Consider the following 12,204-nt stretch of genomic DNA (forward strand, 5'->3'; position numbering starts at 1 on the left):
AGGTCGAACGCCAGGTACCGCCTGGCGGCGGTGTCCGTGAGCCGTTTCGTGCCCACCCTCGGGCGTGTCTGCTCCCACGGATTCCAGAGCGGCGGGCTGAGGAAGCACCCGCCGGTGGGTCTGCGATCTTATGTTCAACGTAGCCATCAAAACGCACCTCCTTGAGCTGACGGCCAGGGCTGGTCAACGCGGGGCTTCAAAACGCATCACTGCGCCTCAAGCCCCCTCCTTCAGGAGGGGGTCGTTGACGGGAGGGTCCCCTGGGGGCTGGCGGGGGCGATCCGGGCGCACCCCGTGGCCATATGGAGCGAACGGCCCAGCGCGGGTTTTACAGCAGGGTCTCCTGGGAGTCGACGACGGGGTTGAGCCAGAGTTCCGGTGGTCCGAGGGGCGCGTGGCCGTCGGCCGTGTGCCGGTCGGCGAGCGCGATCAGGTAGCGGATGGCGGTCAGCCGGGATTCGGAAGCCGACAGCCCGAACGGGGCCAGGACCCGCAGGGCCCGCGCCACACAGGCTCTGGCGGCGGTGGCCGGATCGTCGCGGCGCAGGGCCCGCTGGAAGAAGTGGTGGACGGCGTCGAAGCCAAGCGGTACTCCGGTGCCGAACCGCTCCCAGTCCCAGACCAGCAGCCGCCCGTCGGGGCCCCGCGAGATGTTCCAGGGCGTCAGGTCACCGTGCCAGGCGAACCCCCGCCCGGAGATCGGCCCGGAGATCGGCCCTGTCCCGGCAGCCTGCGTGGAGACTCCGAAGGCACGATCTGCCGGGTCCGGGAGGTTTCCGGGGGGCACGCGGTCCGAGACCGGTTCCGCGGGGATGCGGGCGATCTCGGCGATCGCGTCGGTGAGGACGCCGCGGGGGATCCGTCCCCGCCGTACCGGGAGCGGGGTCAGCGCCAGCACGGACAGGCCGCGCCAGGATCCGTGGTGCAGCACGGCGGGCGGGACGACCGTCTTCAGCGGCACGCCGGCCAGCAGGTCGAGCGTCCGCGCCTCGTGTGCGACGAGCTCCCTGGTCAGGTCGGTGTCGCCGACCTTCACGAAGGCGATCGGCCCGTCGGGGCCGCGTGCCTCCAGGATCGGCTTGCGGTTGGCGCGCAGGGCGGGGCGCACGCGCAGCGTGACGCGGACGGGGGCGTCGAACACCTCGCTCAGGTGGTTCTCGATGCCGTCCTGCCCAGACGGCACGATGAGCTTTCCGCCGGGGTGCCACCAGGCGCGGGGGACCAGCCTGCGGGGGAGCAGCCGGTGGGGGAGCAGGCTGTAGGGTCTCGGGGCGCCGGGACCGGGGAACAGCAGGTCGATGGTCTCGTCGAGGTAGCGCAGACGGGCGCGCGCGTCGTTCATGCGGCGGTGCTCTCCATCGAGTTCCTCCAGAGCAGCGCGAAGGAGATCAGATACAGGCTGAGCGGTGTGAACAGCCCGTCGTAGACGAACATGTAGAGCAGGGTGAGGATCATCACGAGAACCCCCGCCATGCCGATCGGGCTCCGGTCGCGCCAGTGGCGGCGGACGGCCCCGGCGAAGAACGCCACGTAGAGCACGGCCCCGGTGAAGCCCTGCGTGATCATCAGGTACCAGAGCTGGCCGTCGCTCCCCAGCGGCGGGTGGCCGCAGGTGGGACACCAGCCGCTCCTGCCGGTGGTGATCGTCCGGTGGTTGCCCATGGCGTTTCTGGTGTTGCCGTAGCCGATGAGTGGTGAGGTGCCCGCGGCGGCGACGGTCGCCGACACGGTGAAGGCGCGGATGTCGTTGCTGTGCGGGCTGTCCAGCCGCTGGGCCACCATCGCCTGTAGCGGGCTGAGGGCGAACACCAGCGCCCCCGCGGCCAGAGCCGAGCAGGCCGCGATGCGAGCCCGCGTGCCCAGGCGCACCAGGACGTACGCGGCGGCGACGCCGAGCCCGATCCACAGGCCGCGGTTGAGCGAGTAGACGACGGGGATCGCGGCCAGCGCGGTCAGCGGAATCATGGCCAGGCGCCTGCGCGGGCCGCCGTACACCCACCAGCCGATCACGAACCAGACGAGCAGCACCGAGATGTTGCCGCCCCAGGCGTTGGCCCACTCGAAAGGCGCCTCCGGGCGGGGGGAGGCGTGGCCGAGGACCTTCTGCACTTGGGCGGCGGTGGGATGGATCAGGTTGTGGACGAAGGGGTTGCCGCTGATCCAGCCGGGGAGGATCAGCTCGACCGGTGAGGTGAACTCGGCGCGCGGGGCGAACACGCCCAGCAGGCCGCCCGCCACGGTCGTGACGAACAGCGCGCCGAGCATGCGCACCAGGGTGAGCTGGGGCAGTTCCTCCTCCGTCAGGTTGCCGAGGTAGAGCACCATGATCGTCAGCGACAGGTAGAGGCAGAGGCGCATCAGGTAGCCGACGAGCCGCCCGGCGCCGAACTCGCCGTAGGTGCCCGGTGGCATCTCGCCGAGCATCAGCGCGCTGATCAGGTAGCCCGCCAGGAGCAGCAGCCAGAGCCCGAACCCGCGCGGCGCCCTGATCGGCCGCCTCCGCAGCAGGATCAGGGCCATCGCCGGGGCCACCACGATCACCGACAGGCCGCCGAAACCGAGCGCCCACCAGAGTGGATATCCCACCAGGAGCGCGGCGATCGGCCAGGCGGCCGGACGCAGCCTCCTCACAGCCGATGTCCCCTCCGCCCGGCCGTGGCCTGTCGTCCGGATGGAACGTTCCCGTACGTCCCGGGCACGACCCCGGCGTCCGGGGAGTCCGGTGCGGCCCGGTCACCGCCCGCCAGGCCCGCGAGGGGCCGTTCGGCTCTCCTGGGGCGCGCCGCGCCGGGCTGTGCCGCGGACGAGATGTGCGGGATCCGCGCGGGGCCGGACGGGAGATCGGGTGGGGCGGCGTCACCGCCGCCGACGAAGGCGCCGATCACGCGGACTCCGCGGTCGTTCAGGGTCCGTACGGCATCCCGCACCTCGCGCGAGGAGGTGCCCGGCACGGCGACCACGAGCACCGCGCCCGCCAGGCCGCGGATCTCCTCGCCGCCGAGGGCGTCCAGACCGGTCAGGCGCCTGACGTCGGCGGTGGTCCGCAGGGCGGTGTCGAGGCGGTCACGGAGCCAGGCGACCCCGACCCCGCAGAGCAGTCCCGCCATGAGGCCGCTGCCCAGGTAGAGGGGCGGGCGGGGAGCACTGGGGGCGGTGGGTGCCACCGCCTTGCTGATCACCGATCCGGGAGTGACGGCGATGGTCTTGAGGGCGTCGTACCTGGCGGTGAGGGTTTGGGCCTGGCGGCCGAGGATGTCCTGCCGCCGGAGGGCGAGGGCTCGCTCCGTGGTGCCCCTGCTCAGCAGGGGAAGCGTGGTGGCGACCTTGGCGAGGCCCGCGTTGACCTGCCTCAGCTTGACCAGCACGGCCTTGAGCTGGGCCGTGAGCATCTGGGTGGACGACTCCCGGCGCTGGGCCAGGTAGGCGAGGGCGTAGGCGCTCGCGCCCGAGGCGGCCGCCTTCGGGTCGGCGGCGGTGCAGGAGATCTCCAGGACCGAGGTGTTGGGCGGCACGGAGACCACGGCGGGACAGCCGGGAGCGCCGGACAGCTCGCGGGCCTTCGCCGCGACCACCGCGGACCGGGCGACCTGGGCCTCGGTGTCGAGGTTGAGCGGTTCGCGTTGGCGGTTGGTGACCTGGTTGGTCTGTTCCGGCGAACCGGTGGCGGTCACCAGGACCTGAGCGGAGGCGGTGTAGGAGGGCGGGGTGAGCCGTAGCAGGGCGGCGCCGCCACCGGCTCCGGTGAGGAGCAGGGAACAGATGATCAGCCATCGGCGGCGGAGGAGCGACGCGTAGTCCGCCAGGTCTCCGCCTGCGCGGCGGCCGGGGGCGTCCGGTGACGGGCTCATGTTTCGCGGGTGCCTCTCCGGCGAACAGACGCTGGGAACCCTAGGAACTATAGGTCGGCCGCCCATTCCCCCGAACCAATACACAAGATTTTCTTCGCGTCGATCCTGCTAATCACGGTGAGATAACGGCTATTTATCCGACATTTCCCGCCGGTCGCTCCGAGGCTCCGGCATGGGCCGGTAAAGTCGGGGACGAGGCACGTCCAGGCGGTGGGAAGGTGTTTCCCGGTGATGGTCGAAGAATGCGTGCGCGCGACGGCTGTGAGGAACCGGTGCATCGGACAAATGCCACTATGGACATAATTCCGCGTATGGTAAGAATTGCCGGTTCGGTTGTCGTCCTGGCACTGGGACTGGGCACTCTCGGACTGGGCATAGCGGGGCTGAGCGGGCGCGGCCAGACCTCCAGCGCCTCGAAGACCTCCGATGCCGCCGGTGCCCGGCAGGCGCCGGACACGCCGGGCACCTCGCCGGGAGCGGAGAGTCCCGGTGCGTCCCGGGAGCCTCGGACGCCCGCGCGGGTACCGGGCCCGACGGGCGAGCGTCCACGGGCCGCCTGCGAGGTCACCGGAAGGCTCGTCCCCTCCTGCGGCGCCTGGTGGGGCGTCGCGCCGGAGATCTTCACCGGGAGGCGTCCCGAGCGGGCGCTGGCCGGAGCCGAGCGGCGGATGGGCCGCCCGGCCGACATCATGCACGTCTACCACCGGGGGGACGAGCTCTTCCCGACCCCCGCGGAGCGCGCCATCGCCCGCGATCCCGACGGCCGCAGGCTCCTGCTGATCAACTGGAAGCCCTCCCTGGACCACACCTGGGAGCAGATCGCGCACGGGGCGCTGGACGAGCGGATCGACCGGCTGGCCGCCCACATCGTGAGGACCTTCCCGGAGAAGTTCTTCCTCACGGTCCACCACGAGCCGGAGAACGACGTCCGGGAGGCCCGCGGCGCGGGAATGTCCGCGGCCGACTACGCGGCGATGTTCCGGCACGTGGTGCGGCGCCTGCGGCACGGGGGCGTGACCAACGCCGTCACCGTGATGACCTACATGGGGGCGCCCAACTGGGCGTCGGAGCCCTGGTTCGAGAGGCTCTACCCCGGTGACGACGTGGTCGACTGGGTGGGGATGGACCCCTACGTCGACCACCGGGTCCACAGCTTCGACGGGCTGGTCAACAAGACCCGGCCCGACTTCCCCCGGTGGCCGGGGTTCTACCGCTGGATGAGTGAGCGCTTCCCGGGAAAGCCCATCATGCTCGCCGAGTGGGGCGTCTTCGAGCGCCACGACCGGCCCGGGTTCAAGGAGTGGTTCTTCGCCTCGGTACGCGAGGAGATCCGCGACTACCCGCGGATCAAAGCCCTGGTCTACTTCGACTCGCCGCGCGCCCCCCGGGGCGACACCCGCTTCGACACCACCCCCGGCGGCCGGCGGAGCTTCGCCGAACTCGCCCGCGACCCGCACCTCGACGCCGCCGTCCCCGCGGACTGATCCCGACGTCGGCGCGGGCCACGGGGCCGGGATCCGTCAGCGGATCCAGCCGCCCTGGATCAGCGGGTCGAGCACCTGGTGCACGGCCCGGTCCACGCTGATGCCCGTGGTGTCGATCTCCAGATCGGCGTCGTCCGGCTCCTCGTACGGATCGGAGATGCCGGTGAACTCGGGAATGAGCCCCGCGCGGGCCTTGGCGTAGAGCCCCTTGCGGTCGCGGCGTTCGCACTCCGCCAGCGGGGTGGAGACGTGGACCAGCAGGAAGTCGGCGCCGACGGCCTCGACCATCGCGCGCACCTCCTCGCGGGTGGCGGCGTAGGGCGCTATGGGCGCGCAGATCGCCAGGCCGCCGTGCCTGGCGACCTCGGCGGCGACGAAGCCGATGCGGCGGATGTTGAGGTCGCGGTCCTCCTTGGAGAAGGTCAGCCCCGCCGACAGCAGGTGGCGCACCACGTCGCCGTCGAGGTAGGTCACCGTGCGGCTGCCACGCTCAAGCAGCGCGTCGCGCAGCCCCCGGGCGACGGTCGACTTGCCGGAGCCCGACAGGCCGGTGAAGAAGATCACCAGCCCCCGCCGATGCGGGGGCCCGGGGATCGTCACGGGGTCCGGACCCGCCAGGTGCTCGGTCGCGCCGTAGGCCTCGGCCACGCGCTCGCGCAGTTCCAGATCGATGGCGGGCTCCCTGGGCGCCAGCGGCACCACCGCCACGAGCGTGCCCTCCGGCAGCCTGTCGCGGGCCTTGAGCGCGGCACGGACCACTGCGGGCCCACCCTCGCCGTACGCCAGCGGGAGAAGCAGGATCGACGCCTTCAGCTCCTGCGCGGTCGCCACGATCTCGTCGAGGTCGCCCAGCGGCCCGCGCATGGTGACGGCCAGGACCGCCTCCTGCTCGCCCACCTCCTCGCGGACCCGCGCCGGGGTGTGGCGGAGCCGGGCGAACGGCCCGTGCTCGGGGGCGTCCAGGGCCGCCACGGGGCCGGCGACGAAGCCGTCCTCGCGCCCGGTGACGGTCAGCACGGCCAGTGCCGCGCCCTCGGGGTCGCGCAGGGTGATCCGGTCGCCGGGGGCGGCGGGGTGGTCGTCGGGCAGCGTGAGGGTGACCGGCGCGGGCCACGGGGTGCCGTCGGTGAGCGTGCCGTGCTCGTCCACGGAGTGCGCGTCGGCCGAGCTCAGAAAGCCCGTCAGCGGGCTGAGGGCGCCGGAGAGCAGCAGTTCGAGGTCGGCCAGCTCGCGGGCGTCGGGGGTCCACTCGAAAGGCGCCGTCATCTGCTCCCGCTCCACAATCCCGATCGTCGGACTTTCCGGTCCCGCCTGCTCAGGATGGGCGCCCCGTCCGGCGACCCCGGCTCCACCGCTCCGGCGGATCTCAGATCAGCCGGGCGAAATGGCTCTGGGGCTTGCGGATCACCATGGTTATCTCGTCGTGAGACGCGGGCCGGCGTCCCCTGGAGAGGACCTCCACCACCGAGCAGGCGGCGCGGGCAAGCTTACCGAGAGGTCCGTTGAGCGCGGGCCCGCTGCCGGCGGAGATGTCCTCGGTCACCATCAGCCCGCGCACCAGGCAGAAGGAGTGCATCCCCTCGCGCGAGGCGATCTGCTCGTAGACGGCGGGCAGCGGGCCCACCGTTCCCGAGGGGACGAACCTGCGCCACAGCATCCGCCGCAGTCTCGACGGCGCCAGCCGGTCGCAGGCCCCGTACGCCGAGGCCCGGTCGCGCATTCTGACCAGCAGCAGCCCGCCGGGGCGCAGACCGGTGAGCAACCGGTCGAGCACCAGCTCGGCGTGTTCGATCCGCTCAAGCAGGAACGGCACGTAGACGACGTCGAACGCCCGCGGCGGCACCGGCACGGAGCGCAGGTCGCCCAGCGCCCACGAGTCCAGGTCCTTGCGGGCGGACGTGCTCGTACGCAACGCGGGCAGGTCCTCGTCGATCCCGATGACCCTGGCCTCCGCCTGCCCCAGATCGAGCGGTTCCGGCCATCCGCACCCGGCGATCAAGACGTCGAGACGCCGACCGAGCTGGCTGGTCCACTGCTCCCTGACCCGCTGACTCAACAGGTCGTCTCGATCGACGACCGACCTCACCTCTGACATATAACCGAGAGTAGTCAACCCAGCACGATTCATCGCGCATTTACCGCTCCTTGCGAGGTCGTGCGCTGTTACATGGCGACGCTGCGCGTCGCGGTTCGGCCGCTCTTGTCCGGCTCCTTCCCTCGTCGACCGGGGCCGCTCGTTCCTCACGACCCCGCTCTCCTCAGTCCAGTCGCCGGCGCGGCCTCACGGGAGCCCGTAGGTAAACGACCTCACGAGGCCCGTAGGTGAGCGGCCTCACGGCCCCGCTCTCCTCAGTCCAGTCGCCGGCGCGGCCTCACGGGTCATTTGCGACGCTGACGCGTCGCGGTGAGGCCGCTCTTGTCCGGCTCCTTCCCTCGTCGAGGCAGGTCGCTCGTTCCTCACGGCCTCGCTCTCCTCAGTCCAGTCCCCGGCGCGGCCTCACGGGCTGTGGGCGGTACCGCGTGCCCGAAGGCCGGAGCACCGGCCCGCAATTCGGTAGCCTTGACCAGGTACCCCCCGTGTCCGTACGGCTCGGGGCTGTCGTGTTGCCGTCGTGGGGCTGTGGGCGAATCTGATGAGTCTTTCCGGACTTCTGGACCTTGTCGCCGGGGAGCCTGAGCTGGCTTCCCTTCTTCGGGATGTGCGCGGGGGCGACTCGTCCGACGTGTCGCTGGTCGCGCCGCCTGCGCTCCGTCCCTTCGCGGTGGCCGCGCTGGCCAGGGAGGGCGCGGAGAAGGCGGCCAGGACCGTCCTCGCGGTGACCGCGACCGGCCGCGAGGCCGAGGATCTCGCCTCGGCCCTCACCAGCCTCCTGGACGAGAGCACCGTCGCGGTCTTCCCCGCCTGGGAGACGCTCCCGCACGAGCGCCTGTCGCCGCGCAGCGACACCGTGGGCCAGCGTCTGGCGGTGCTGCGCAGGCTGGCCCACCCGGTCGAGGGCGACCTCTCGGCCGGCCCGCTGCACGTGGTGGTCGCGCCGATCAGGGCGCTGCTCCAGCCGATCGTGCGCGGTCTGGGCGACCTGCGACCGGTGCGGCTGCGCGCCGGGGACGACGCCGACCTCGACAGCGTCGTCCACAGCCTGGTGGAGAACGGCTATCACCGGGTCGACATGGTGGAGAAGCGCGGGGAGGTCGCCGTCAGGGGCGGGCTGCTCGACGTCTTCCCGCCGACCCAGGAGCACCCGCTCCGACTGGAGTTCTGGGGCGACACCGTCGAGGAGATCCGCTGGTTCAAGGTCGCCGACCAGCGCTCGCTGGAGGTGGCCGAGGACGGGCTGTTCGCCGCCCCCTGCCGGGAGTTGCTGCTGACCGCCGAGGTCAGGGAGAGGGCGAGGGAACTCGCCGAGACGCACCCCTCGCTGGCCGAGATCCTGGAGCAGCTGGCCGAGGGCGTGCCGATGGAGGGCATGGAGGCGTTCGCGCCGGTGCTCGCCGGGGAGATGGACCTGCTCGTCGACCACCTGGGGGAACGAGCGGCGATCTTCGTGTGCGACCCGGAGCGCATTCGCGGGCGCGCGGACGAGCTGGTGCGGACCAGTCAGGAGTTCCTGGAGGCGTCCTGGATCAACGCGGCGTCCGGCGGCGAGGCGCCGATCGACCTGGGCGGGGCGGCGTTCCGCACCCTGGAGGAGATCCGCGACCACGCGCGGCGGCTCGGCCAGCCCTGGTGGTCGCTCGCGCCGTTCGGTGTCGAAGGCGAGAGTGACGGTGCTCAGGGCGGTGGGCCGGACGGCGGGCTGGTGCTGAGGGCGCGCGAGGCGGAGGCCTACCGGGGCGACACCCAGCGGGCGCTGTCGGACATCAAGGGCTGGCTCGACTCCGAGCGGGTGGTCGTCCTGCTGAGCGAGGGCCACGGCCCCGCCGAGCGCATGGTCGAGCTGCTCAAGGGTGTCGACCTGCCCGCGCGCCTGGAGCCGGGCCTTGAGCGGATCCCCGACTCCAAGGTCGTCCACGTCACCACCGGCCTGATCGAGCACGGGTTCGTCACCCCGTCACTGGCCGTGCTGACCCACCTCGACCTGGTCGGCCAGAAGGCGTCGACCAAGGACATGCGGCGGTTGCCGTCCCGGCGCCGCAACATGGTCGATCCGCTCCAGCTCAAGGTCGGCGACAACGTCGTGCACGAGCAGCACGGCGTGGGCCGCTACGTCGAGATGGTGCAGCGCACCGTACAGGGCGCCACCCGTGAGTACCTGGTGATCGAGTACGCCAAGGGCGACCGGCTCTACGTGCCGACCGACCAGCTCGACGAGGTCACCCGCTACGTCGGCGGCGAGTCGCCCACGCTCAACCGGATGGGCGGCGCCGACTGGGCCAAGGCCAAGACCAAGGCCAAGAAGGCGGTCAAGGAGATCGCCGGAGAGCTGATCCGCCTGTACTCCGCCCGGATGGCCTCGCCGGGACACGCCTTCGCGCCCGACAGCCCGTGGCAGCGCGAGATGGAGGACGCCTTCCCCTACGCCGAGACCGGTGACCAGCTTGAGGCCATCGACGAGGTCAAGCGCGACATGGAGCGCCCGATCCCGATGGACCGGCTGATCTGCGGCGACGTGGGCTACGGCAAGACCGAGATCGCGGTGCGGGCGGCGTTCAAGGCGGTGCAGGACGGCAAGCAGGTGGCGGTCCTGGTGCCGACCACGCTGCTGGTGCAGCAGCACATGTCGACCTTCGCCGAGCGGTTCTCCGGATTCCCGCTCAACGTCAGGCCGATGTCGCGGTTCCAGAGCGACGGTGAGGTCTCCGCGACCCTGGAGGGTCTGCGCGAGGGCTCGGTCGACGTGGTGATCGGCACGCACCGGCTGTTCTCGTCCGAGGTCAGGTTCAAGCAGCTCGGCCTGATCATCATCGACGAGGAGCAGCGGTTCGGCGTCGAGCACAAGGAGGCCATGAAGCACATGCGCACCCAGGTCGACGTGCTGGCCATGTCCGCGACCCCGATCCCCCGCACGCTGGAGATGGGGCTCACCGGCATCAGGGAGATGTCCACGATCCTCACCCCGCCCGAGGAGCGGCACCCGATCCTCACCTTCGTCGGCCCGTACGACGAGAAGCAGATCGGTGCCGCGGTCCGGCGCGAGCTGATGCGCGACGGCCAGGTCTTCTTCGTCCACAACCGGGTGGCCAGCATCAACAAGGTCGCGGCCATGCTGCGCGAGCTCGTGCCCGAGGCCAGGGTCGCCGTCGCGCACGGCCAGATGCAGGAGCACCAGCTGGAAAAGATCATGGTTGGCTTCTGGGAGCGCGACTTCGACGTGCTCGTCTGCACCACGATCGTCGAGTCGGGCCTGGACGTGCCCAACGCCAACACCCTGATCGTCGACCGGGCCGACAACTACGGCCTCTCCCAGCTCCACCAGCTGCGCGGCCGGGTCGGCCGGGGCCGCGAGCGCGGCTACGCCTACTTCCTGTACCCGCCGGAGAAGCCGCTCACCGAGACCGCCCACGAGCGCCTGGCCACCATCTCCCAGCACACCGAGATGGGCGCGGGCATGTACGTGGCGATGAAGGACCTGGAGATCCGCGGCGCGGGCAACATCCTGGGCGCCGAGCAGTCGGGTTTCATCGCGGGCGTCGGCTTCGACCTGTACGTGCGGATGATGGCCGAGGCGGTGCAGGAGCAGAAGGCCAAGCTGGCCGGCACCTACCAGGAGGACGAGCGGCTCGACGTCAAGGTCGAGTTGCCGATCAACGCCCACATCCCGCACGACTACGTCACCTCCGAGCGACTGCGGCTGGAGGCGTACAAGCGGATCGCCGCGATCGGTTCCGACTCCGACATCGGCGCGGTGCGCGACGAGCTCGTCGACCGGTACGGACGGCCGCCCCAGCAGGTGGAGAACCTGCTCGAGGTCGCCCGCTTCCGGATTCGCGCCCGCCGTGCCGGGCTCACCGATGTCACCCTGCAGGGCCAGAACATCAAGTTCGCGCCGGTGGAGCTGAAGGACTCCCAGCAGGTCAGGCTCCAGAGGCTGTACCCGAAGGCACTGCTGAAGCAGGCGGCCGGTACGTTGCTGGTGCCCGTACCCAAGACCAGGCCCCTCGGGGGCCAGCCGCTGCGCGATCTGGACCTGCTCAAGTGGTGCGGGGATCTCGTCGAGGCGATGTTCCTCGAAACCGCGCGGGTAGAGTAAGCACGTTTGTCGTGAAGGGAACGCATGTGAAGTCGACCCGAGTGCGCGTCATCCTGGCGGTCGCCGCCGCCGGTGTCGCGCTGACCGCCTGCTCTCCGAACCAGATCGGCGCCGCCGCCGTCGTGGGTGGAGAGCGCATCAGCTCCAGCGAGCTGAACAAGAACGTCCGCGAGTACGAGGAGGCGCTGTCCAAGGCGGGCGTCTCCGCCTCGCAACTGCAGTTCCAGGACAGCGTCCCGCAGCTCGTGCTCTTCCAGCTGGCCAATGCCAAGCAGTACGCGAAGGTCGCGGAGAGCAAGGGCATCACGGTCACCGACGGCGAGATCGACCAGGTGATCGCGGGCCAGGGCGGCCAGGAGAAGTTCGAGCAGCAGATGCTCCAGCAGGCGGTGGCCCCCTCGCACGCACGCGAGTTCATGAGGTCGCAGGTGCTGATCAGCAAGCTCATCGCCAAGTACGGCGGCGGCACCGACGAGGCGGCCGTCCAGCGCGGCGAGCAGCAGGCGATCAAGGACCTGCGAGCCATGCCGATCACCTGGAACCCGCGCTACGGTCAGCTCAACCAGCAGCGGAGCCAGGAGCAGCCGAGTGTCTTCGTCGACGCCGGCCGGTTCGGTGCCGCCGGGGGCCCCGCCGCCCCTGCCGCCGAGCAGCCCGAGGCCCCGCAGCAGTAGCCTCCGG

Annotated in this window: 8 protein-coding genes; 3 read left to right on the forward strand and 5 right to left on the reverse strand. The window is 71.1% G+C overall.

The features are described from left to right. Positions 1-328: 328 nt before the first annotated feature. Genes ACWD3H_RS08840 through ACWD3H_RS08850 form a run of 3 tightly spaced genes read right to left on the reverse strand, consistent with a single transcriptional unit; the run spans position 329 to position 3,848 of the window. Positions 329-1,342 (reverse strand): hypothetical protein, encoded by a 1,014-nt coding sequence (locus ACWD3H_RS08840; protein WP_451954556.1) that lies wholly within the window; start codon positions 1,340-1,342, stop codon positions 329-331. Next, the gene (locus ACWD3H_RS08845; protein ID WP_451954557.1) at positions 1,339-2,631 is read right to left on the reverse strand and encodes a hypothetical protein; all 1,293 of its coding nucleotides are present in this window, start codon (positions 2,629-2,631) and stop codon (positions 1,339-1,341) included. Before ACWD3H_RS08845 ends, ACWD3H_RS08840 begins: the two co-directional genes overlap by 4 nt. Beyond that, positions 2,628-3,848, reverse strand: a complete 1,221-nt coding sequence (locus ACWD3H_RS08850; RefSeq protein ID WP_451954558.1) for a YveK family protein — start codon at positions 3,846-3,848, stop codon at positions 2,628-2,630. The genes ACWD3H_RS08845 and ACWD3H_RS08850 overlap by 4 nt, the downstream gene beginning before the upstream one ends. A gap of 311 nt (positions 3,849-4,159) precedes the next feature. On the opposite strand from ACWD3H_RS08850, the gene ACWD3H_RS08855 reads away from it, so the two are divergent. Then, positions 4,160-5,332 carry a glycoside hydrolase family 26 protein gene (locus ACWD3H_RS08855; RefSeq protein ID WP_355565915.1) on the forward strand — a complete coding sequence of 391 codons (1,173 nt, stop codon included), beginning with the start codon at positions 4,160-4,162 and terminating at the stop codon, positions 5,330-5,332. A 36-nt stretch (positions 5,333-5,368) separates the two neighbouring features. Here ACWD3H_RS08855 and cysC read toward each other — a convergent pair whose 3' ends face one another. Together cysC and ACWD3H_RS08865 are read right to left on the reverse strand one after the other, a co-directional pair. After that, positions 5,369-6,598, reverse strand: coding sequence for an adenylyl-sulfate kinase (gene cysC / locus ACWD3H_RS08860; protein ID WP_350926795.1), 1,230 nt, complete (start codon positions 6,596-6,598; stop codon positions 5,369-5,371). A 100-nt stretch (positions 6,599-6,698) separates the two neighbouring features. Next, complete coding sequence (locus ACWD3H_RS08865) at positions 6,699-7,427, reverse strand: class I SAM-dependent methyltransferase (protein ID WP_355565912.1); 729 nt, start codon at positions 7,425-7,427, stop codon at positions 6,699-6,701. 538 nt (positions 7,428-7,965) lie between these two features. On the opposite strand from ACWD3H_RS08865, the gene mfd reads away from it, so the two are divergent. Together mfd and ACWD3H_RS08875 are read left to right on the forward strand one after the other, a co-directional pair. Further along, the gene (mfd, locus tag ACWD3H_RS08870; protein WP_451954559.1) at positions 7,966-11,523 is read left to right on the forward strand and encodes a transcription-repair coupling factor; all 3,558 of its coding nucleotides are present in this window, start codon (positions 7,966-7,968) and stop codon (positions 11,521-11,523) included. A gap of 26 nt (positions 11,524-11,549) precedes the next feature. After that, positions 11,550-12,197 carry a SurA N-terminal domain-containing protein gene (locus ACWD3H_RS08875; RefSeq protein WP_451954560.1) on the forward strand — a complete coding sequence of 216 codons (648 nt, stop codon included), beginning with the start codon at positions 11,550-11,552 and terminating at the stop codon, positions 12,195-12,197. Positions 12,198-12,204 lie beyond the last annotated feature (7 nt).

Source organism: Streptosporangium sp. NPDC002607, assembly GCF_053592655.1.